Raw genomic sequence first — 22,201 nt, forward strand, 5'->3', positions numbered from 1 at the left:
TACCTGAAAGCAACAGCCTCCGCGGTGAACGAAGGTCCTTTACCCTTGACTTATTTGTTAGCAAAAACATAATCGTGGCGCAAATTATTGCGCGTCCGGACCGAGGGGGATCGGATGCAATTTCCAGTCACATCCAGCGTTGGTAGGCGTATTTTGTTTGAAGTGGTCCAGCCGCTTTTGCGCCTTCGCTCAGCGTTGCCTGGAACGCTCGTTCTGTTGTCTTCCGCCTTCCTGCTCGCCGCCTGCATCGTCACGGCCGACCAGTCGATCGAGGCGGACCCCAAGGATCCCCGCGCGCAAGACATCGCCGACAAGATCCGCTCCCTCGATCTCCAGCCACGGCAACCTGGGGACACCGGCTCAGGCGGCATTGCCCAGGCCAAATCGTCGAAGCCGGCGATCTATCTCAGCGATGGTGCAACGCCGCAAGGCGGCGCGCTGCCCGAACGCGACGATTCCGGCGGCAGCGGCTACGACCTCAATTTCGAGAACGCCCCGGTCGCGACCGTCGCAAAGGTCATCCTTGGTGACGTATTAAACGTGGGCTACACGATCGACCCGCGCGTTCAAGGAACTATCACATTGGCCTCGGTGCGGCCGGTGCCCAAGGCGGACGCGGTTTACGTGCTCGAAAACGCGCTGCGCATGTCGGGTGTCGCTTTGGTCCGCGACCGTACCGGCTATCGCCTGCTGCCGGCGCCGGAAGCCGGTCCAGGCGGCGTCGACCGCTCCCTGAATGCAGCGGCCGGCCAGGGCATCACGGTGGTGCCGCTGCGCTATGTCTCGGCCCAGAACATCTTCAAACTGCTCGATGCCTTCGGCGTAAAGGCCTCGACCGTGCGGCCCGACAGCGCCCGCAACACGCTGCTCGTCAGCGGCAGCGGATCCGATCGCGCCACCGCGGTCGACACCATTCTGTCATTCGACGCCGACTGGATGCGCGGACAATCCGTCGGCATCTTCCCGATCCGCAACTCAACACCCGAGCCCGTGATCAGCGAGATCGAGAAGATCATGGATTCGGGCGAAGGCGGCATGAGCCAGAGCATGATCAAGTTCCAGCCGATCTCGCGGCAGAACTCGATCCTCGTGGTGAGCCAGAAGCCGGAATATCTCAAGCGCGCGCAGACCTGGATCGCGCGGCTCGATCGCTCCGACACCGAGGGCGTGAACCTGAAATCCTATCCGCTGCGCTACGGCAATTCCAAGGTGATCGTAGCGATGCTGAACGACATGCTGCTCAGCCAGAGCGCGACCAGCAGCTCGACATTCGACAGCGCTTCGAGCCAGGTCGCGCCGGGCGCCGGGGTTTCGACCTCCTCGTCCGGCGGTCCGGTGGCAGCGCTCAGCGGGTTGCCGACGGCCGCTGCCGGCGCCGCAACCCCGGTCTCCGGACCCGCCGGGTCGGCGCTCGGCGCCCGCCCTGCTCCGGCCAATTCGGCAACGCCTGCGCAGGACAATAGCGGCCTGTCGAGCAGCGGGGCGAAACCCGGCCTCAACGGCATTCTCCAGAACGTACGGATCACCGCCGACGTCACCAACAACGCCGTCCTCGTCTACGCCAACCAGGAGGCGCAGCGCATCGTCGAGCAGACCGTCCGGCAGATCGACCGGCCGCAGCGCCAGATCGCGATCGAGGCAACGATCGCCGAGGTGACGCTGAACGACCAGCTGAACTACGGCGTGCAGTTCTTCCTCGCCAGCAAGCAGGGCTCGATCTCCAACACCACCTCCGGCGTCAGCAATTCCAGCACGATCGGCAGCAACATCGAGGGGACGAGCAACGCCGTCAACGCCGCGGCGGGGGCACTGCTCGGCCGCGCGCTGCCGGGCTTCAATTTCCTGATCGGCGCCGAGAACTCGCCGCGTGTCGTGCTCGACGCGCTGCACGGCGTCACCAACGTGAAGGTGCTCTCGAACCCGTCACTGGTCGTGCTGGACAACCAGCCGGCGACCTTGCAGGTCGGCGATCAGGTGCCGTTCTCGACGGGCACCGCGACCGTGCTGACCGCCAACAACACCGTGGTCAACACTATCGACTACAAGAACACCGGCATCATCCTGCGCGTGCTGCCGCGCGCCAATGCCAACGGCAATGTCGTGCTCGACATCGAGCAGGAGATCTCGAACATCGCCGCCGGCAGCGCCAATTCGCTGACTCCGACGATCTCGCAGCGCCGGGTCAAGAGCTCGATCGCCGTGACGAGCGGCCAGACCGTGCTGCTCGCCGGCCTGATCAGCGAGACCGAGAACCGGCAACGCCAGGGCTTGCCGATCCTGGATTCCATTCCCGGCGTGGGCGATGCCTTCTCGCACCAGACCAACGCGCGCAGCCGCACCGAGCTGATCCTGTTCATCCGCCCGACCGTGATCAAGGACGGTGTCGATGCGCATGTCATCGCCGAGGAGATGCGCAGCAAGATGAACAGCCGCCTGGTCGGCACCAGCAATCCCGTCGTCACCGTGAACCCGCCCAAGGCGGCGCGCTAGTCTTGTGACGGACGAGGTGGTGAATGAGGGAACGGGCCCCGCGCTCGCGCTCAGCATCGCCCTGCTGCTCGGCGTCTTCGCCAGCCTCGCCATCGCGCCGGGCACCGAAGGCCTGTACGGCGCGTTTCTCGCCGCCCTCATGCTCGCGATCGCGGCAAACGATGCCCGCGAGTACCTGATCCCGAACGAGCTGACGGCCGCTGCCTTCGCGCTCGCCTTGTTCCGCGCCGCCGCGTTCGTGCCCGATGTCGGCATCGAGGCCCTGCTCTGGCCGCTGGCCCGTGCGGCGGCCGTGGCCGTCCCGCTGCTGCTGCTGATGGCATTCTACCGGCGCTGGCGCGGGCGCGACGGGCTGGGGCTGGGCGACGTCAAGCTCGGGGCAGTCTGCGGGGCCTGGCTCGATCTGGCGGCCGTGGTCGCGGTGATCGAGCTTGCGGCGCTGGCCGCGATCGCCGCCTATCTCGCCAGTGCCGCTCTGCGAAGGGAGCGGCTGCGCGGCACGGCCTTCCTGCCGTTCGGCCTGTTCCTGGCGCCGGCGATCTGGGTCGGCTGGCTCGGCGAAACCTGGTACGTGAACTGGCTTGGCGGCTGGCCAGGCTAGGTCAGGCATCCATAATGAACAGCGGAAAATCAAAAGGGGCGTGCCAATGAGGCGCGCCCCTTTGATCTGCTTTCGTTTGCCCGAGCGGATCCGCCTTGGCTTCGCCCTCGGCTTACGCCGCGTGCGAGATGGAGAGCTGGGCCTGGGGCTGATCCACCGGATTGGTGATGATCGAACCGCCATTGCCATCCGCGGCGAGCGCGAAGTCGGCCGCGCTGTATTGGCCGAGCAGTTGCAGCGCGGCGGTGTGAACGCCGTCGGTGACCGTCAGCGTGCCGCCGGTGTTACCGGCGTTTGCCGCATAGGCGAGCGAGGTGTTGCCGCCGAAGGCGATGTCGCCGAGGTCGAGCTGTGCGCCATCCTGCCAGCCGGAGATCGTCCCGCTGAAGGCCGACGACTGGTCGAGTACCAGCCTCGCCGAGGCGCCACCGAAGGTGACGTCGGTCAGCGTGCCGCCGGTGTGGATGTATTCCAGACCACCCGCACCGATGGTGGTGCCGCTGGCGCTGCCGCCGGCACCGACATACTGCGCACCCGCAACGATCGTGGTGTTGCTGGCCGTGCCCCAGACATACTGAGCACCGCCGTTGATTGTCGTGCCGATGGCGTTGCCCCAATCGACCTGCACGCCGCCGGCGTTCAGGGTCGTGCCGATGACCGTTCCGCCCGCATAGACCTGCTGCTGCGCGCCGTCGCCGATGACGTAGTCGGTCGCCGTGCCGTAGATGTATTGATGGCTGCCGGCGCCGAAGGTGCGGCCGCTGGCGGTGCCGTACACGTAGTTCGAGACACCGGTGTTGCCGGCGACGTCGGTGACGACGAGATCGACCGCGGTGTTGAACTGCTCCCAGGACAGCGCGGCGTTCCAGGCGCCGTTGCTGCCGACGGTCACCGTCGTGCTCCAGCTGGCGTTTTGCGACGTGCCGTCGCGCAACGTGAGGGTCTGGCCGGCGGCGTCGGCGTCGACCGAACCGGACAGCCCGGCAACCCAGGGGCTTGTCGCATCCACGGCCGACAACACCGGCACCGGCTTGACGGTATCGACCGAGAAGACCTGCGCCTTGACGTCGGTGCCGTTGGCATCCTGCCAGGTGACGACGAAGCGGCCGTCGGCATAGGCGGCGATCGAGGGATGCAGCTGGTTGGACGTCGTGCTGGTGTTGACCAGCAATTCAGCGCCGACCTTGCGACCATCCGCCGTGAACACCTGCAGCTTGATGCTGCTGCCGCTGGCGTCTCCGCCGGTGCCGCTCCAGTCCTGCCAGGCGACGGCGAAATCGCCGTTGCTGAGCGCAGTTACCGCGGGCGTGAACTGCGAGTTGGCCGTCGTGGTGTTGACGAGGAAGTCGCCGCCGACCTTGCTGCCGTCGGCCGCATAGATCTGCGCCTTGATGCTGCTGCCGCTGGTGTCGCCGCCGGTCTGGCTGAAATCGTACCAGGTTACGACGAAGCCACCATTGGGCAGCGCCGAGACGGTCGGCTTGAGCTGGTCGGAGCTGGTCGCGGTGTTGACCAGGAATTCGCCACCGACCTTGCTGCCGTCGGCGGCAAAGACCTGAGCCTTGACCCTGGTCGCATCGTCATCGCCGAGCGTTCCGCTGAGATCTTCCCAGGTCACGACGAACCCGCCATTGGCGAGCCCGGTGATAACAGCGTTGTCCTGGCTGCCGCCGGTCTCGGTATTGACGAGGAATTCCGAGCCGACCTTGCTGCCGTCGGCCGCGAACAGCTGCGCCTTGATGCTGGTGCCGTCGTCGTCGCCGCCCTCGCCGCTGTCGTCGGTCCAGGTGATGGCGAAGCCGCCATTGGCAAGACCCGTGACGGTGGGTGCGAACTGCGAATAGGACGTCGAGCTGTTGACGAGGGTTTCCGATCCGACCGGCGTGCCGTTGGCCGAAAACACCTGTGCCTTGATGCTGGTACCCTCGCTGTCGCCCAGCGTCTGGCTGTTGTCGAACCAGGTGACGACGAAACCGCCATTGGAAAGGCCGGTGATCACGGGCGCGATCTGGTCGTCATTGGTCTCGGTGTTGACGCGGAACTCCGAACCGATCTTGCTGCCGTCGGCGGCATAGATCTGCGCCTTGATGGCGGTGCCGCTGGCATCGCCCAGCGCGCCGCTGGTGTCATCCCAGGTGACCACGAAGCCGCCATTGGCGAGCCCGGTGACGACAGGCGCCTCCTGGCTGCCGGAGGTGTTGGTGGGGACGGAGAATTCGGAGCCGAGTTTTACAACGGGAGCAGCCATAGTTCTGGATCGCTTTCATTCAAACTGTGCCGACAGCGGATGTCGTCCGCCGGTTGACGGCAATAAGTTGCGAGAGCGCCCGTATTGCATCGCAATATATCACATATTTGATGATATGTTATGTATTGTGTGAATGACGCGGCGCCGGTGTGGATTGCAGTAGTCTGCGTGCAGGCATTGCGCAGCACCGCCCGAACGGGGCGCGATCGCTGTCGCAGCGAATGCAGCAGAAGATCGTGGAGCTCGTCGCAACGAGCTCCACTTTGTCTTCGTCGATGATCGCGCCATCAGGCGCGATCAGATCAGCTCCGGCGCGCGGTCAGCCACTGGTCGGGACCGATCGGACGGTAGACCATGCGGATCTCTCCGACCGCACCGAAGAAGCCGTCGGCCAGGACGCCGTTCCACCAGCCGGCCCCGAGGATCCAGGGCTGAGGCGTGCTCTGCGAGCGCATGCCGATCGCCGCATTGCCGACGTTGCGCAGCACCGGCGCGCCGTCGATGTACAGCGTGGTGGTGAGGGTCGCCGGATCGTTGACGATCGCGACATGATACCAGCTGTCGCGGATGATCTCGCCCGACCAGTTGGTCTGTGCGTAGTGCGAAACGGACGCCGGCACCGCTTCCCACTGCACTTCGCGCAGGTTCGAGATGGCGAACAGAACGCTCGACGCCTCCGGATCGCCGCCCTGATAGCCGCCGGGAACGTTGCCACGGTTGCCCACGCGACCAAGGATATTGCCCCATTTGTGCAGGTTTGCAGTCCAGCCGGCCGGGATCTTCACAAAGGCCTCGACCGTGTAGCCGTTCCAGAAACTGCGGCCGTTGAGCGAGGCGGCGGACGAAGTCAGGAAGGCGTTGAGGCGACCGACCGTGTTGTCGGTGTTGAGGAACACCACGCTGCCCGCGGCGGAGGACAGACGGTGCTTGTCCGTGGTCCACACCACGTCGCCAAGCTGGGCGGATGCGACGAGCGCCGCACGCATCAGATTGTTGCCGCCGGCGACGTCAGGCAGGATCCCCCCGATCGGGACGCTCTGACCGTTGACAACCGTGGAGGGCACGCGCCAGTGCGCCACGGTATCGGCGACGTGCGGATAGTCCTCGGTATCCGCGGGCAGCGCGACTTCCGGTGTCGGCGGATCGACGTAGCCGGCGAGCAGGTCGGTGCGCACGGTCGGAATGATCGCCGGCCCGGTCAGCGCCTTGCTCGGACTAAAGCGCGTGAAGCGGGCGAATCGGTTCTTGAAATTGATCGGAATCGAGAAGCTGTTGTTCGACGCCGTCAGTTCGGCGTGATCGAACTGGTTGAGCGTGTTCTTCGGCTTCTGCACCACCCAGGGCGAAAACGACATCACGTCGATCTTGTTGTTGGTGAAGTCGACTTCGTAAAGCCGCATCATGGCGTTGCCGCCCTGATAGTCCATCTGATAGTCGACCACCATCTGGTGGACCGGATTGCCGAAATTATTGGTCTTCGAAAGATACGACGCGCCATGGTAATGGCCGTTCAGCGTCATGAAGATCTGATCCTTGTCACGGATCAGCGTCTCCCACAGCATCTTGCCGTAGTCGGTCTCGAGCGGCGTCAGGCCGTCGCTGTCGATGTTGAGCAGTTGGTGGTTGGACAAAATGACCGGCAGCGTCGGGTTGCGATCGATCACGTCGCGTGCCCAGGCGATGGCGCCGTCCGAAATGCGCCAGGACAGCGAGAGCACCATGAACTTCACGCCGTTCGCCTGGAAGATGTGGTATTCGTGGAAGCCGCTGCTGTCGCGCTCGCGGAACGTCGACTGCTGCGCCGCGCGGCTCGACGGGAACCACTTCAAATAAGGCTCGGCGTTGAGGCTGCGCTGGGCGTCGGTACCCGAATTCTGATCCCAGGGATTATGGTAGTCGTTGTCGGTGACGACGTCGTGGTTGCCGGCAAGGATCGAATAGGGGACCTTGGCATCTTCCAGCTTCCTCATCGCGGCGTCGGCGATGATCCACTGGTTCGGCTTGTTCTGCTGATCGACCACGTCGCCCAGATGGATGACGAAGCGGATGCCGTATTTCGCGGCGTTGTCGGCGATCCACTGTGTCTGCGCGTCGTATGGCGTCGAGCCATAGGCCTTCTGAAACTGCTGGCTCTCGTCGGTCGTCGCGTAACGCGAATAGAACTGCGTGTCGGGCAGCACCGCAATCGAGAAGCTGGTCAATGACGGAGGGCTGGTCTGCGCCTTTGCCGCGCCCGCGCCGAGCGCCAGCACGGAAAGGCTGGCGGCGCCCTGAAGGACCGCGCGGCGATCGATCAACTGGCGCATGGAAGTGTTGCCGCCGGAACGATCGTTTCCAGCGCGGTCGATATCGTCATTGCTCATCGAAGAAGTCCAATCCTACTCGGTCGGAGTTGCGAAGTAGGCGGGTCTCTAGCGACCGCAATTAACATTCAGATTAAGGAAATGTATCATTCATTATGTTATCAAGCGGTCGCGCGCGTCCTGCCGGGGAGTCACGCCGCGTGGCGGCTGACCGATCCGGATCGACTTTTCGGCAGAGAAAGACAGCCTGTGATCGTCCCGCGGAGCGCGGCAACCGCACCGCGCATTCCCTCGGTCGAGGCGCGATGGACCAAGACACGGCGATATCTCCACAAATCGCCATTCCGGCGCAGGCGCGGGCTCGAGCGCCCGCGGTCATCGCCTACTGTGCATGGGGTTGTTTTCGACTTTTTTGTTCAGCGGTCGCGGAGGGCGAGACGCCGGAAGGTCAGTGCTCGCGGCTCGGCGCCCATTCCAGGGCCCGCAGGCGGGCCTGGGCGATCTCTCCGCGGGTCATCTTGGTGGTGACGGCATCGCGGACCCGGACCCTCGCCTCGCGCACCGGCGGCGGCGCTGCGGCCGTCGACAGATTGAGCCATTTGGAGGCCTCGACGATGTCCCGCGGCACGCCCTGGCCGCGGTCGTAGAGCAGGCCCAGCGAATATTGGGCGCGGCTGTCGCCCTGCTCCGCCGCCCGGCGGTACCACATCGCCGCCTCCGTGTAGTTCAGCGGCACGCCGCGGCCGGTCTCGAACAGGAAGCCGAGATAGGTCTGCGCCGGCGCATTGCCGCGCTCGGCGAGCGGAATGAAGATACGCGAGGCCGTCGCATAGTCCTGGCGCTGATAGGCGGAGAGGCCCTGGCGGAACGACTGGGCCTGCATCGGCATCGCGGTCAGGAGCAGAAGCACGGCGACGGCCCCCAGGGCCCGTCGCGACAGTCCGGCATGGCGCCGGCGCTCAGGATCATATCCGCCGAAAAACGTCATGCCGTTCCTTCCCTCATGCCGCGAGACTAGTCCGGCGAAGCGAGGGAATCCAGAGCACCGCCGACCTGGCCGCACCCGGCGATTTGAGGCTTTGGGTGCAGGTCCGGTCCGACTATAAGGCGAGCGAGGCTCTCCTCGAAATAACTCCCGGCCACCGCGATCGATGCGCGGGAGCGGCCGTTACGGGCACAGGATCGCACGTTTTGCGGATTTGCATCATCCAGTCCTGCTACATCCCCTGGAAGGGCTTTTTCGATCTGATCCGGCGTTGCGACGAATACGTCCTCTTCGACCGCGCCCAGTACGTGAAGAGGCATTGGCACAATCGCAACCTGATCAAGACGGCGAACGGTCCGACCTGGCTGACCATCCCCGTCGTGGTCAAGGGCCGCTTCGAGCAGCCGATCGACGAGGTCGAGATCGCAAATCCCTGGGCCGAGAAGCACTGGCGCGCGATCGAGCTCGCCTATCGCCGCGCCGCGTTCTTCGACGATGTCGCGCCGATGGTAAGGGGCTGGTACGAACAGGCCGAGCGCGAGACGCGGCTGACCGACATCAACGCCATCTTCCTGCACGGCATTGCCGGCCTGCTCGGGATCACGACGCGGATGACGCGGGACACCGCCTATCCGGCGCAGGGCGCCAAGACCGAGCGGCTGCTCGCCATCGCCCGCGCCGCGGGCGCCGATCGCTATCTCAGCGGCCCCTCGGCACGCGCCTATTTCGACGAAGACCTGTTCCGCAGCGCCGGCGTGACGACGGAGTGGATGAGCTACACCGGCTATCCCGAATACACCCAGCTGCACGGCGATTTCGTGCATCAAGTGACGGCGCTCGACCTGCTGTTCAACACCGGACCGCAGGCGGCACGCTATCTCGACCGGTCAGCCTGATGCCTGCGGCATGAGAAAGGCCCCGGACGAGCAATCGTCCGGGGCCTTCGTTGCTTGCCGTTACGAGACTGCTAGTGCAGCGCAGTCGGCGTCGTCACGCCGTTGGTGTTGTTTCCGTCGATCTGGTTCGTCGAATAGGACGACACCGTGCCCGACACGCCGGTGGTGTTGCCCTGGATCGCAGACGAGCCGACCCGGATGTTGGTGGTTCCGCCGGCATTCTGGATACCGGTGCCGTTGTTGGAGGCGGTCGCGCGCATCACCATCACTTCCGCGGTTCCGGACCCGGCGACGCCGATAATGCCGGCAAGCGTGCTGTTGGTCGATGTGCTGTCGTCGATGTTGAGCCTGACGCTGCCGCCGCTCGCATCGCCGGCAATACCGAAGGTGTTGCGATCCGCAACCACGCGGTTGATCACGCCCTTGCTGGTGCCGCCAGCCGCCGGCGCAATGCGAATCCCGGCGCCGGTCGCGCCGTTACCGTTGCTGAACACCGTCGTGCGGGTGATTTCGAAGCCGGTCGTGCCGCCGGCCTCGATCAGGATGCCGTTGCCCGTGAAGCGCCGGATGACGCAATCCTCGACATGCAGGAAGCCGCCCGCCAGGAAGCGGATTCCGTTGAGACCCGTTCCCAGGCCTTCAATATCGAGCCCCTTGAGGAAGAGGTAATCGGTCGCGGCGCCGTTGAAGATGATGGCGTTGGTGCCGGACACCAGCACGCCGGCCGATCCCGCCTCGCAGGAGATCGTCATCGACTTGGTGACGGTCACCCCGCCGTAGCCGCCCGGATCCAGGCAGTTGATCTCGCCGGCGGCCGCGGTCTTGGAGATCGCACCTGCGAAGGTCTTGCATGGTGCGGTGCGGCTACAGGGGTTGGCGTCATCACCGACACCTGACACCCAGGTTCGGGTCGCTTGTGCGTTGGCTGGTGCCGACGCGAGGAGTGGAACGAACAGTCCGACGGCCAAAGCCACCAAGGCAATGCGACGCATGGGATATCTCCTTTAAAGCATTGATGTTTGCTTGGTAATTCAGAATTTCCGCGAGCCGATACTCGTAGCTCGGGAAGGCATGGGACAATGGAAGCGTTTTCGAAACTGACAGGCCCCCTGTCAAATTAGCGCAATTCTCGTCTTGTCGCCGGCTTATTGTTATTTCGCAAGTTCTATCTCGGATCGCTGAAAGCTTTGCGACATGCCGTCGTGGAGATCGAATGATTCATCCACAATGATCTGACGCTAGCCCACCGCACGTCGGAACCTGCTTGGATTGGTCTTTGCAACCACAGGGAGGTTCAAGTCGCGCGAGGCTTTTTTCCGCCGCGTCTCGATCGCGGAGAGATGCGACGAATTTCGTCAGTCATCACAGGCCCTCGCGTCCATTGAAATCGATCGCGTTATTCGCGAATGTTCACTTGTAGACGGAGGTTCGACATCGCCGCGTCGGCGCGGCCTGTGACAAGGTATCGCACATGCCTCACGTTCGACCTGCAATGCGATCCCGATGCGTCAGGTGACGAGATGCCAGCCGCCGGCGGCGTCCGTCGTGCCGATCTGCTGGTTGACTGCGACCTGGGTGCCGTTCATCTGCCACACCGTCAGCGCGTGGGTGCTCGCGTTCTCGAACAGGATGTCGGACTTATGGTCGCCGTTGATGTCCTGCAAACCCGCATAGACGTCGCCTGAAGCAGCGATTCCGACCTGAGGGCCGTCGGTGATCTGCGTCCCGTTGAGCTGCCAGACGGCCACGCCGCGGGTCGCGCTGTTGAGAAAGAGCAGGTCGGATTTGCCGTCGCCGTTGAAATCGCCGACGTCGGTAAACTGCCAGCCACCGGCCGCGTTGATCGTGCCGATCTGCGGGCCTGCGGTGATCTGGCTGCCGTTCATCAACCAGACCGCGGCACCGTGGGTGGTGTCGTTGATGAAGAACAGGTCGGTCTTGCCGTCGCCGTTGAAGTCGCCGGTCGCCTCGAAATGCCAGCCGCCCGCCGCGTTGATCGTGCCGATTGTGGTCGCAGACGAAACCTGCGTGCCGTTCATCTGCCACATCTGGACGTCGTGGGTCGTGTCGTTGATAAGCAGCAGGTCGGTCTTGCTGTCGCCATTGAAGTCACCAGTGGAGGCAAAATGAAAGCCTGATGGCGCGACGCCGACTTGCGGGCCGGTAACGATCTGCGTGCCGTTCAACTGCCACTCCGCGATCCCGTTGGTGGTCGCGTTGACGAACAGGAGATCGGTCTTGCCATCGCCGTTGAAATCGCCGACGTCGGCGAACTGCCATCCGCCTGCGGCGTAGATGGCGCCGATGACGGCAGGCGCGGTGCCCTGCGATCCGTTCATAAGCATCGCCGACAGCTCGTGCGTCGGGTCGTTCAGGAACAACAGGTCAGACTTGCCGTCGCCGTTGAAGTCGCCTTTCGCGGCAAAATGGGAGCCGGTTGACGAGGTGCCGACCTGGGCGCTGTCGAGCACTGCGGCGCCGTTCATGTCCCAGACGGTGACGCCATGCGTGGTGTCATTGAGGAACAGCAGATCAGTCTTGCCATCGCCGTTGAAATCCGGCTCGCGGGTTGCAGTGTGGCTGGCGGCAAAAGCAGCGGCCAGCGCGGCGTTGGTCACCGTGCCGTCCGCGAACTGGAAATACTCCACACCGGAGATCGTGTCGGTGCCGTCGGGGGCGCCCGAACGCTGGTCGGCGACTGTGAAGGTCTGCGTGGCCGAATTATAGACGATGACGTAGTTGGCTGCGTTGCCCGAATACACCGCCGTATCGTTGCCGATACCACCGATGATGGTGTCATTGCCGCCGCCGCCGGTCAGCGTATCGTCGCCGGAGCCGCCGGTCAGCACGTTGGCAATGGCGTTGCCCAGGATGGTGTCGTTGCCGGAGCCACCGATGGCGTTGTCGATGTAGGACCGCACGTCGCCGTTATAGAGATAGGCGTTGTAAACGTTGCCCGAGGCGTAATGGCCGTTGCCGAGATTGGCCAGTTGCACGGTGGAGAACACCGACGAGGCGCCGGGATTAAGATTGATGCTCAGGCTCGTCGTGTAGTTCGACAGATCGTAGGTGTCGACGCCACCGCCGTCCCAGACGGTCTCGTAGATGCGGTTGGCCGAGCCGCCGACACCGCCGCCCGGCGCGAGCTGCGCCACGCCGTTGATGAACTCCTGCCCCGTCGTCGGGCTCCAAGTGTAAACCGTGTTGCTGTTCTGGGTCGTGAAATCCGCGCCGTACAGGGTCTGGAGCGCGAGAATGTCGTTGGCCATGTAGGTCTGCGGATACCCGTAGGCCTCATTGGTGTAGCCGGTCGACGCCGAAGCACCGACATAGCTGCGATAGCTCATGACGGTGTATTCGCTGTCGTCATGCGCGCTCGGCACCGCGACGTTGGCGACGCCGCCGGTCTCCTGGCTGTGCTTGAGGCCGAAGGCGTGACCAAGCTCGTGCAGTGCGGTCGTGAAATAGTAATTGCCGAGTTGCGCCAGCGAGTAATTGTACTTGGTGCCGAACCAGACGTCGCCGCCGGCCGCATAGTTGCCGGGATAGTAGGCGTACGAGGTCGGATTGGCCGACGGCGACTGCGCGATCATGACGTCGGCGCTGCCGGTCCCGTTGTACTGGATGGTCGCGTTGGTGTAGCTGAGGATCAGTCCGATCGCATAGTTGATCGCCGACTGCATCGCGCTCGGCGCGGAGGCGAAGCCCGACGTTGTCGGCTCGCTGCTGCCTCCGCTATAGGGGTTGGTGTAGTCGCTCGAGGCATCGGGAAAGCTGTAGCTGATCGTGCCGGACCATTTGACGCCCGCCAGCAGGCCGTCGATATCAGCATTGTTGGTGGCACTGACGGTAACAGTGGTGGCCAAGGGTCTCTCCGAAAGCAGCGCGTCCATGCGATTCGGCGCGCAGGCAAGCGATTCTAGCTTGAGATTGATACGTTTGGTTTAATTTGGGCAAAGGCTGCCTGCGGCTTGCGTAACGAGCCGTTAAACATCAAATTCCGTATTCGCACGGGAATGCGGCAACGATTCTGACCGGGCGGCACGATGGATTTGCGAAGAAAACCATGAAAATAGCCCGACGGTCAGCCGTCATGCTTGGCGCCCTGCTGGCCCTCGCCAGCTCTGGAGGATTGCCTGTGATGGACGGCAAAGCCAAAGCGGCCGAAAGCGGCAAAGCGGCCCGTTCACCGTCGGTTCCGCCCGCCCGCGATCCGTCCGCCGCGGTTGCCGAGGAGTACGAGGCCGCCCGCCGCAAGGACACGGCGGACGCCTACGAGCTCTTCATTGCGCGCCACGGCGACGATCCGCTCGCCGAGAAGGCGCGCGCCGACCTCAGGCGTCTGTCGCGCTGAGCAGCGTCAGACCGCCCGGGCAACGACGACGCGGCTGCCGCCGGCCGGCCAGGCCAGGCCGGCAAGCGTCATCCGGACCTCGAGGCGCAGAATGGCCGTGAGCAGGCCGTTGATGCGTTGATCCAGCATGAACTCGTGATTGACGCTCTCGCTGCTCTGCTTGCCACGGCCAAGCGCGCGGCTCGCGACCATCAGCGGCAGGAGCAGAGCGGTGAAGGACGACGAGAATAGCACCTCGAAGCCGTTCCGGCGCAGCTTCCGCTCCAGCTCGCCGCGGTCATAACGCCGCTCGTGATGCGCGACCTCGTCGCTGCGACTCCACAGCCAGCGGTGCTGCGGCACGGCGATGATGGCGCCGCCCCCCATCGCAGTCGCGCCGCGCATGGCCCGGAGCACCGCCTCGTCATCGGCGATGTGCTCGATCACGTCGAATGCGCCGGTGAGATCGAATAGCCCCGTGGCCGGGATATTCCGCGCGTCCATCTGCACGAGCTCGACGGTATCAGGCAGGCGCTTGCGCGCATGGGCGAGGCCGGACGGGTGCAACTCTGAGCCCGCGAGCCGATCCCAGTCGCGCGCATTCGCGATAGCGCGCAGCACGAAACCCGTGCCGCAGCCTACCTCCAGGAAGCGCCGCGCCTGCGGGAAATATTTGCTGGCGAGCCTGACGATCAGTTCGTTGCGCGCCACGAACCAGAAATGCCCGGGCTCAAGCGCGGCGAGTTCGTCAAAGGCCTTGGGATCAAAGCCGCTGATCGTATCGGCCAGTTCGGGTGCAAAACTCGCAATCCCCTCCCGCTGCGCGATCGCGTGCGCGCAGGCGGGGCAGCGTGCGCCGAGCGGCCAGATCGGCTGGTCCACGGCAACGGCCGCGATCGCGCCGCAGGCCAGGCATCGACGGCCGGAGATTGCGTCCGTCATGTCATTGAATTCTGGAAATCGACGGCCCGTCTCGGCCGCAAGCGCGGTGATCCTGCATGAGCGTGACTATAAACAGCGCACCCTGCCCTGACCAGATCGGCGGACCACCGGCGCGTCGCACGTGACACGCTGGGGCCCAGACTGTAGAAACCGGAAGACCTGACCCAAACCGGAATGCCGCGTGCTCGATTTCGTTAGCCCGGAAAACCACCAACCCCTGACCTCTGCCGCGGACGGCTCGGCGCTCGTCCGGGCCGACGGCGTGCGCTATCCCATCCACGACGGCATCCCCGATTTCGTTCCCGCAACCGGCAGCGAGGAACCGCCGCACGGCAACCAGGATTTCTACCGCACCCGGGCGCACGAATACGATCTCGGCAACAGCGTCATGTTCAAGATGCTGCTCGCCGAGGAGGAGCCGGTCCGCGAGGATTTCGCCGCAAGCCTGATGCTGCGGCCCGGCGCGCGCGTGCTGGAGATCGGCTGCGGGACCTGCCGCGACACCGTTCACCTGCTGCGCAGGGACGCAACCGTCTACGCCGGCGACCTCTCCTACGAGATGCTCGCGATCGGCAAGCAGCGGCTGCAGGATTCCGGGGCCGATTTCAGCCGCATCCGCCTGTTCCGCGGCGATGCGATGCGGCTGCCGTTCCCGGACGGATTCTTCGACGCGGCCTTTCATTTCGGCGGCCTCAATCTGTTTCCCGACATCGCCGGTGCACTCAGGGAGATGGCGCGGGTGGTGAAGCCGGGCGGCCGTGTCGTCGCCGGCGACGAGAGCGTCGGCCCGTGGCTTGCGGAGACCGAATTCGCAAAGATCCTGAAGAATTCGAATCCCCTGTTCGCGCATGTCGCGCCGCTCGACAAAATCCCGGTCAACGCGCGCGACGTCAGTTGCCGCTGGGTGCTGAACGGCTCGTTCTACCTGATCTCGTTCGAGGTCGGCGCAGGTGAGCCGCAGCTGGACCTCGACGTCGAATTTCCCGGATGGCGCGGCGGCTCCCACCGGACCCGCTATTTCGGCCGGCTCGAAGGCGTTTCGCCGCAATTGCGCGAGACGATCGTCAAGCAGGCGGCCGCCGAGGGGCTGTCGATCGTGGCGTGGCTGGAGAAGGCGTTGCGCAAGGCGACCGAAACCGGTTAGCGTTTGTCCGGGAGCACAAGCGTGAAGCAGCAGATCGTCATATTCGGCAACGGCGAGATCGCCGAGCTTGCGGACTTCTACTTCGCGCAGGATTCCGCGTGCGAGGTCGCTGGCTTCACCGTCGACCAGGCCTATTGCAATGCGGACAGCTTTCGCGGCCGGCCGCTGGTGCCCTTCGAGCAGGTGGCAGAAAGGTTCCCGCCGGAGCGCTTCGGCCTCTTCGTCTCGATCGGCTACAACAAGGTCAACGCGCTGCGGCTCGCCAAGGTCGAGGCCGCCAGGGCGATGGGCTACCGGCTGGTGTCCTATCTCAGCAGCCGCGCCACCGTGTTCGACGGATTCGAGCTGAAGGACAATTGCTTCATCCTCGAAGACAACACCATCCAGCCTTTCGCGCGGGTCGGCGCCAATGTCACGCTGTGGAGCGGCAACCATATCGGCCACCATTCCACCATCGAGGACGACGTCTTCATCGCCTCGCACGCGGTGATTTCCGGCGGCGTCGTAATCGGTCAGGGCAGCTTCGTCGGCGTCAACGTCACCATCCGCGATCGCGTCAGGATCGGCCGGCAATGCGTGCTCGGCGCGGGCGCACTCGTGCTCGAAGACCAGCCGGATTTTGCGGTCGTCGCCCCGCGCGGCACGGAGCGGTCGGGCGTGCCGAGCACGCGGCTGCGCAAGATCTAGCGCAGCACCGCGAGGCCGAAGCCGGACTTGCCGTACTCATTGCCGTTGTAGAGCATGAAGCGCGTGCCCTTGTGGTCGAACACATAGGGATAGCAGAGGCTAACGCTGTCCCATCCGCTGTCGGAGACCGCGAGGCCGACCTCCGAATCCTTGCGGGTCCATCGGATGCCGTCGTCGGACTCGGCATAGCCGATCCGGTAATGCGCGCCGCGATGGCTGAACCACATCCGGTAGCCGCCGGCGTCCTTGATCACCGAGGGCCGCGCGATGGCGTATTCGCCCGGATAGGAGAAGTCGATCGCGACGGTGCCGTCGCGGCGCCAGGTCAGGCCGTCGTCCGACTCGGCATATTTGAGATGATAGCGGTGCACCGGACGCGGCTCGGCCTGCTCCCAGCCGACGCATGACAGGTACCAGCAGCGGAACAGCGCGTCTTCGCGCAGGATGCAGGCGGCGCCGACGAAATGCGGCTCGGTCAGACTGCGATCGAGCACCGGTCCTCGGTAACGCTCGACGACGCGGCCGTCCTTGACCACCGCCAGCCCGAGCGCGTTGCGGAACGGAACGGTGACGCCGAGATTCCAGCCCGCGTAGTAGAAATATTTGCCGCGCGCGCCCGCATCCGCGATCCAGGACAGCATTGCGCCGCTGTCGTCGAAGCCGCCGAGCTCGCCGGGCTCCAGCAGCGGCTGGCTGTTCAGCTCGAGCAGCTCTTGCGGGCGGTTGAGATCAACCGCCACGCTGAAGGTCGAGGAACGGTTCTGCGCGTCGCGCGCGCTGAAATAGATCCGGTAGACGTCGCCGGTGACGAGCTCCGCGGTCGGCAGCGTCGCATGGCTGAGCATCCGCGGATCATGCCCGTCGGGCCGAAAGATGAAGCCGATTTTTTCCCAGGTTTGCATCGAATAAGCCAGTCCAACCCTACGAGCGGCCGCTCGCCGCATGGCCATCGGCACGCGGATCGCGCGCGGCCACATGAATCAGTTTGGCGGCGGCGTCGGCGCGGTAGACCTGCCGGATCACGGTATAGGGACGCCGCTTGGTCTCGATCAGGATATCGGCGACGTAGATGCCGATGATGCCGAGAATGAGGATCGTCAGGCCGCCGAAAAACCAGATCGAGACGATCAGCGAGGCGAAGCCGCTGACGCCGATGCCGGAGGTGAAATAGCGGGCCACGATGTAGAGGATCGCGAGGAGCGACATCATGAAGATCGCGATGCCGCCATACATCACGTAATACAGCAATCGCGACGAGGTGGTGGTGAGGTGCTTGACCGCCATCTCCAGCCGCATGCGGAACGAATAGGTCGTCGGCGAGGTCGACAACTTTGTGACCTGAAGCGCCGCCTGGCGGAATCCGGCGAGCTGAAACAGGTTTCCGATCAGGAACTCGCGCTCCACATGTGCGAGCAGCGCGCGGACATAGGCCCGCGTCATCAGCCGCGCCACCAGCACATTGCGCGGCAGCGACTGGTCGCTGAGCGCATCGACCAGCGCGAAGAACAGCTCGCCCGTGACGCGCTCGAACAGGCGGCCGCGGCGAATCTCCTGAACGCCGTACACCACGTCGCAATCGCCCTGTGCCAGCCGCTCGTGAAACCGCGTCAGAAGTTCCGGCTCCTCCTCCAGATCGCTGTCGACGAGGAAGACGAGGTCGCCGCTCGCCTGTGCGAGGCCGGTCATCAGCGCCTTGTGGTGGCCGAAATTGCGCGAGAGGTCGATCACCACGACCCGCGGGTCCGCCTCGTGCAGCGCCACGGCGCGCGCAAGGCTGTCGTCGGGCGAGCCGTCGTTCACCATCACCAGCTCGATATCGCGCGTGATCGGCTCGGCCGCCGCGATCGCGCGGCGATAAAACGCGTCGATGGTCGCCGCCGAGCGATAGAGGGTGGTGACGATGGACAATTTCACCGGAACATCCCTTGAAGCCACGGAGCGTTGCGGGATTTGCCGCACTCGCCTCGCCTGCGCAAGGGGAATCTAGGCGTGGGATCGCGGCTGAATCAAGCGTCGAAACCGGGCATCGCGATCGGGCATCAGGATAGGACATGGCTGGCTGCGCCGGCCGACACTTTGCCGCATGATGTTTCGGCCCTATGGTGGCGCCGCAATCTGTCCCGGAGCCTTTCACGATGCCTTTTCCGCATGCCTCGGAAGCCCTGTCGCGCTTCACCGTGCTCGATCTGACCCGCGTCCGGTCCGGGCCCACTTGCGTGCGCCAGCTCGCGGATTGGGGCGCCAATGTCGTCAAGATCGACGCGCTGACCGAGGATGCCGGCGGCGAGCAGCCGGGCGGGCCGCGGCGCGGCTCCGACTTCCAGAATTTGCACCGCAACAAGCGGGCGATGACGCTGAACCTGAAGGACGAGCGCGGGCTCGCGGTGTTCAAGCGCCTCGCCGCCAAGGCCGACGTCGTGGTCGAGAACTTCCGCCCCGACGTGAAGAAGAAGCTCGGTATCGATTACGAAAGCCTGCGCGAGATCAACCCGGGCATCGTCTATGGCAGCATTTCCGGCTTTGGCCAGGACGGGCCCTATCACAAGCGGCCGGGCTTCGATCAGATCGCGCAGGGCATGGGCGGGCTGATGTCGATCACGGGCGCGCCGGGCGAAGGCCCGATGCGGGTTGGCATTCCCGTCGCCGACCTCACCGCCGGCCTGTTCTGCGCCATGGGCATCCTCACCGCGCTGCTCGAGCGCGAGGTCTCGGGCAAGGGCCAGTGGGTACAGACCTCGCTGCTCCAGGCCCAGATCTTCATGCTCGACTTCCAGGCCGCGCGCTGGCTGATGGAGAAGGATGTCGCCAAGCAGGCCGGCAACAACCACCCGACCAGCATTCCGACCGGCGTGTTCAAGACCTCGGACGGCTACATCAACATCGCCACCACGGGCGGACGGATCTGGGAGCGTTGCGCGCAGACGATCGGCGCGCCCGAGCTGTACAGCCATCCCGATTATGCAACGGCCCCCAGCCGCTCCAAGAACCGCGACGCGCTCAACGCCGAGATCGAGAAGCGCACGGTGACGAAGTCGACCGAGACCTGGGTCAAGGAGTTCAATGACGCCGGCGTGCCGTGCGGACCGATCTACGCCATCGACCAGATGTTCGACGACGCGCAGGTCAGGCATCTCGGCATCGCGCAGGACGTGCCCAACGACGAGGACCGCCACATCCGCCTGGTCGGCCAGCCCGTGACGCTGTCGCGCACGCCGAGCAGGATGGTGGCGCGGCCGCCGGAATTCGGCGAGCAGACCGGCGAGGTTCTGGAGGAGTTCGGCTTCGATGCCGACGAGATTGCGAAGCTTCGCGACGCCAAGGTGGTGTGAACGCCTCACGTCGCCAAACAAAAAAGCCCGGCGCTCGCGCCGGGCTTTTTTGATCTGCGGAGCTGTGTCGCGGCTCAGGTGCCGCTGAAGCGATAGTTCACGCCGAAGCGCAGAATGTTGTCGGTCAGGTGCGTGCGATAGCCGACCACCAGCGGCGCGCCGCTGAGAGCGATCACAGGCGTCGGGAGCGCGCCCGAGACGGTGCCGAGATCGACATAGAGATATTCGAGTCTCGCGCTCCAATTGTCGGCGAAGGCGCCTTCAATGCCGGCGCCTGCGCTCCAGCCGACCTTCGTCGTACTGCTGCTGAAGGTCGCAGAGACCGGCGTAAACGTGCCGCCGTCGGCGCCCGGGAAGCCGCCGACATTGATCGCATTCACGCTGCCTGAGGTCGAGACGCGGCCATAGGCGAGACCACCGGTACCATAGACCAGCACGCGCGGCGTCACGGCAACACCGAGCCGGCCGCGGACGGTGCCGAACCAGTCGAGCTTCTGGGTGAGATTGAGCGTCACGGGCAGCGCGGGATCAAAGGTGTTGTCGCCGCGATGACCCGGCGTGCAGATGCCGTCCTGCACACCGTCGGGCGCGCCCGCGCACAGGCCTGCGAAACGGCCCTTCTGGCCGCTGCCCTGGAAGTCGGCCTCGAAGCCGGCCACGAACATGTCGCGCTGCCAGTTGTAGCCGATCTGTCCGCCGCCGGTGACGCCGTCGAGATTGAACGTGCCGGCGCTCGAGCTCAGCAGTGCGCCGCCGCCGCTGTCGATGAAATCCGCGGTCGTGGCCGAGCGGCCCCAGCCGTAGCCGATGTTGAGGCCGGCGTAGAAGCCGCTCCAATTGTAGGTGGGATCGACGATCACCGGCGGCGCCTTGGTGTAGATGCGCGGCACCGCCAGATCGGCGGCGAAGGCACCTGGCGCGAGCAGCATTCCGATCGCGGCCGCAACCAGCAAAGTTCGTGTCATCAGTTCTTCCCTCGAGAAACGGCATTGCTCGCCTGCTCGCAAGGCGCAGGCGATTCAGTGCGGTGACACTAGGGAAGAGTTTTTGGCTTCGCGTCCTGCGTTCGAACGTCGGCCGTTCGAACGACACAGGCGCCCGCGCGCGCGAACCATGCGCGCGCGATGCGGACGATCGAGAATTGCGCTCAAGAACGACAAAGCCCGGCGCGAGGCCGGGCTTTGCTTCTTGTTGACGCCTTTGTTGATTCAGTACTTCGCGACCACCGGGCCAGCGAATTGATAGTTGATACCGACGCGCAGGATGTGGTCCGTGAAGCGCGACGAGACGTTGGCGCTGATCGGCAAAGTCGGCGACAAGGTGAACGGACCAGACGAGAAGCGGCCGAGATCCATGTACAGGTACTCGAGCTTGGCGCTCCAGTTTTGGGTGATCTTGCCTTCGACACCCGCGCCTGCGGTCCAGCCGACGCGTGTCGTGGAGTTCGAGGCGATCGACGAGATCGGACCGAAGGGCGCGACAATGCTGAAGCTCGACATGGTGCCGGTGGTCTTGATCTCACCGAAGGCCACACCGCCGGTGCCGTAGAACAGCACCTTCGGGGTCGCCAGGATGCCGATGCGGCCACGAACCGTGCCGAACCACTGGAGATGCTGGTCGACCGTCAAAGTCGTGCCGGCCAGACCGCCGGGCGGAAGGAATGTAAAGCCGGGAAGACAGGGTCCGGCGACCGGCGCGGCGGCAGTGCCGACGCAGCTATATCCGGCGCGGCCCTTCTCATCCGACCATTGCAGATCGCCCTCGATGCCGTACACCCAGTTGGCGCTCTGCCAGTTGTAGCCGGCCTGCCCGCCCGCGATGGCGCCGTTCATGTCGAACGAGGCGTTGGTGATGGAGCCGGCCGGAGGCGCGATCGGCGCGCCGGTTGCCGAGTTGAAGAAGGAGACGTCGCTGCGCGAACGGCCCCAGCTATAACCGCCATTGCCGCCGACATAGAAGCCGGTCCAGCTCCAGACCGGATCGACCATGACAGGTGCCTTGACGTAGGGGCGCGGGGCCATATCGGCCGCCAGAGCGCCAGTCGCGAACAACGACATCGCCGCCGCCATCCCAATCACGATCCGCTTCATGGAGAACCCCCTCTGCACGATTTTGTGATCAAAACATACGCCGGGGGGCGCTCAGGGGCTGTGCCGGGTCAGCAACAACCGGTAACAATCGTGGCGTGTGCCTTGCGGACTACGGCGACATCATCCCTTTAGATCATTGATTCAACGAATTAT

Annotated in this window: 17 protein-coding genes; 7 read left to right on the plus strand and 10 right to left on the minus strand. The window is 64.6% G+C overall.

Going from position 1 to position 22,201, the window contains the following annotated elements; genetic code table 11:
* Positions 1-114: 114 nt before the first annotated feature.
* Positions 115-2,490, plus strand: coding sequence for a type II secretion system secretin GspD (gene gspD / locus AB7532_RS25250; protein ID WP_441237398.1), 2,376 nt, complete (start codon positions 115-117; stop codon positions 2,488-2,490).
* Between the two features lie 19 nt (positions 2,491-2,509).
* The gene (locus AB7532_RS25255) at positions 2,510-3,091 is read left to right on the plus strand and encodes a prepilin peptidase (RefSeq protein WP_441237399.1); all 582 of its coding nucleotides are present in this window, start codon (positions 2,510-2,512) and stop codon (positions 3,089-3,091) included.
* A gap of 112 nt (positions 3,092-3,203) precedes the next feature.
* Here the strand turns inward: AB7532_RS25255 and AB7532_RS25260 are convergent, their stop codons facing one another.
* The 3 genes from AB7532_RS25260 to AB7532_RS25270 form a co-directional block, all read right to left on the minus strand.
* Positions 3,204-5,339 (minus strand): beta strand repeat-containing protein, encoded by a 2,136-nt coding sequence (locus AB7532_RS25260; RefSeq protein WP_441237400.1) that lies wholly within the window; start codon positions 5,337-5,339, stop codon positions 3,204-3,206.
* 302 nt (positions 5,340-5,641) lie between these two features.
* Positions 5,642-7,702, minus strand: coding sequence for a LamG-like jellyroll fold domain-containing protein (locus tag AB7532_RS25265; RefSeq protein ID WP_441237401.1), 2,061 nt, complete (start codon positions 7,700-7,702; stop codon positions 5,642-5,644).
* Positions 7,703-8,090: 388 nt separating this feature from the next.
* Positions 8,091-8,630, minus strand: a complete 540-nt coding sequence (locus tag AB7532_RS25270; RefSeq protein WP_441237402.1) for a tetratricopeptide repeat protein — start codon at positions 8,628-8,630, stop codon at positions 8,091-8,093.
* Between the two features lie 203 nt (positions 8,631-8,833).
* On the opposite strand from AB7532_RS25270, the gene AB7532_RS25275 reads away from it, so the two are divergent.
* Positions 8,834-9,523, plus strand: a complete 690-nt coding sequence (locus AB7532_RS25275; protein ID WP_441237403.1) for a WbqC family protein — start codon at positions 8,834-8,836, stop codon at positions 9,521-9,523.
* Positions 9,524-9,594: 71 nt separating this feature from the next.
* Here the strand turns inward: AB7532_RS25275 and AB7532_RS25280 are convergent, their stop codons facing one another.
* Together AB7532_RS25280 and AB7532_RS25285 are read right to left on the minus strand one after the other, a co-directional pair.
* Positions 9,595-10,515: a right-handed parallel beta-helix repeat-containing protein gene (locus tag AB7532_RS25280; RefSeq protein ID WP_441237404.1), complete on the minus strand. Its 921-nt coding sequence runs from the start codon at positions 10,513-10,515 to the stop codon at positions 9,595-9,597.
* Between the two features lie 516 nt (positions 10,516-11,031).
* Positions 11,032-13,389, minus strand: coding sequence for an FG-GAP-like repeat-containing protein (locus AB7532_RS25285; protein WP_441237405.1), 2,358 nt, complete (start codon positions 13,387-13,389; stop codon positions 11,032-11,034).
* Positions 13,390-13,664: 275 nt separating this feature from the next.
* Between AB7532_RS25285 and AB7532_RS25290 the strand changes: the two genes are divergently transcribed.
* Complete coding sequence (locus AB7532_RS25290; RefSeq protein WP_441237406.1) at positions 13,665-13,877, plus strand: hypothetical protein; 213 nt, start codon at positions 13,665-13,667, stop codon at positions 13,875-13,877.
* 6 nt (positions 13,878-13,883) lie between these two features.
* Here the strand turns inward: AB7532_RS25290 and AB7532_RS25295 are convergent, their stop codons facing one another.
* Complete coding sequence (locus tag AB7532_RS25295; RefSeq protein ID WP_441237407.1) at positions 13,884-14,738, minus strand: class I SAM-dependent methyltransferase; 855 nt, start codon at positions 14,736-14,738, stop codon at positions 13,884-13,886.
* Positions 14,739-14,979: 241 nt separating this feature from the next.
* On the opposite strand from AB7532_RS25295, the gene AB7532_RS25300 reads away from it, so the two are divergent.
* Together AB7532_RS25300 and AB7532_RS25305 are read left to right on the plus strand one after the other, a co-directional pair.
* Positions 14,980-15,942, plus strand: a complete 963-nt coding sequence (locus AB7532_RS25300; protein WP_441237408.1) for a methyltransferase domain-containing protein — start codon at positions 14,980-14,982, stop codon at positions 15,940-15,942.
* Between the two features lie 21 nt (positions 15,943-15,963).
* Positions 15,964-16,629, plus strand: coding sequence for an acetyltransferase (locus AB7532_RS25305; RefSeq protein WP_441237409.1), 666 nt, complete (start codon positions 15,964-15,966; stop codon positions 16,627-16,629).
* Here the strand turns inward: AB7532_RS25305 and AB7532_RS25310 are convergent.
* Together AB7532_RS25310 and AB7532_RS25315 are read right to left on the minus strand one after the other, a co-directional pair.
* Entirely contained in the window at positions 16,626-17,531 is a 906-nt protein-coding gene (locus tag AB7532_RS25310; protein ID WP_441237410.1) for a hypothetical protein, read from the minus strand. The two genes, AB7532_RS25305 and AB7532_RS25310, sit on opposite strands and share 4 nt — an antisense overlap.
* 19 nt (positions 17,532-17,550) lie before the next feature.
* On the minus strand, positions 17,551-18,543 hold the full coding sequence (locus AB7532_RS25315) for a glycosyltransferase family 2 protein (protein ID WP_441237411.1): 993 nt from the start codon (positions 18,541-18,543) through the stop codon (positions 17,551-17,553).
* 221 nt (positions 18,544-18,764) lie between these two features.
* On the opposite strand from AB7532_RS25315, the gene AB7532_RS25320 reads away from it, so the two are divergent.
* On the plus strand, positions 18,765-19,958 hold the full coding sequence (locus AB7532_RS25320; protein WP_441237412.1) for a CaiB/BaiF CoA transferase family protein: 1,194 nt from the start codon (positions 18,765-18,767) through the stop codon (positions 19,956-19,958).
* 74 nt (positions 19,959-20,032) lie between these two features.
* On the opposite strand, the gene AB7532_RS25325 is transcribed toward AB7532_RS25320, so the two are convergent.
* Positions 20,033-20,923 carry an outer membrane protein gene (locus AB7532_RS25325; protein ID WP_441237413.1) on the minus strand — a complete coding sequence of 297 codons (891 nt, stop codon included), beginning with the start codon at positions 20,921-20,923 and terminating at the stop codon, positions 20,033-20,035.
* Positions 20,924-21,166: 243 nt separating this feature from the next.
* A complete protein-coding gene (locus AB7532_RS25330; RefSeq protein ID WP_441237414.1) occupies positions 21,167-22,048 on the minus strand; it encodes an outer membrane protein in 882 nt (293 codons plus the stop codon).
* Positions 22,049-22,201: the final 153 nt, after the last annotated feature.

This window comes from Bradyrhizobium sp. 930_D9_N1_4, from assembly GCF_052076015.1.
Taxonomy (GTDB): Bacteria; Pseudomonadota; Alphaproteobacteria; order Rhizobiales; family Xanthobacteraceae; genus Bradyrhizobium.

Bases quoted from the DNA above. Each gene is read 5' to 3' on its own strand.
- gspD (WP_441237398.1), top strand. From the start codon at position 115: ATGCAATTTCCAGTCACATCCAGCGTTGGTAGGCGTATTTTGTTTGAA.
- AB7532_RS25260 (WP_441237400.1), bottom strand. From the start codon at position 5,339: ATGGCTGCTCCCGTTGTAAAACTCGGCTCCGAATTCTCCGTCCCCACC.
- AB7532_RS25265 (WP_441237401.1), bottom strand. From the start codon at position 7,702: ATGAGCAATGACGATATCGACCGCGCTGGAAACGATCGTTCCGGCGGC.
- AB7532_RS25270 (WP_441237402.1), bottom strand. From the start codon at position 8,630: ATGACGTTTTTCGGCGGATATGATCCTGAGCGCCGGCGCCATGCCGGA.
- AB7532_RS25280 (WP_441237404.1), bottom strand. From the start codon at position 10,515: ATGCGTCGCATTGCCTTGGTGGCTTTGGCCGTCGGACTGTTCGTTCCA.
- AB7532_RS25290 (WP_441237406.1), top strand. From the start codon at position 13,665: ATGGACGGCAAAGCCAAAGCGGCCGAAAGCGGCAAAGCGGCCCGTTCA.
- AB7532_RS25310 (WP_441237410.1), bottom strand. From the start codon at position 17,531: ATGCAAACCTGGGAAAAAATCGGCTTCATCTTTCGGCCCGACGGGCAT.
- AB7532_RS25320 (WP_441237412.1), top strand. From the start codon at position 18,765: ATGCCTTTTCCGCATGCCTCGGAAGCCCTGTCGCGCTTCACCGTGCTC.
- AB7532_RS25325 (WP_441237413.1), bottom strand. From the start codon at position 20,923: ATGACACGAACTTTGCTGGTTGCGGCCGCGATCGGAATGCTGCTCGCG.
- AB7532_RS25330 (WP_441237414.1), bottom strand. From the start codon at position 22,048: ATGAAGCGGATCGTGATTGGGATGGCGGCGGCGATGTCGTTGTTCGCG.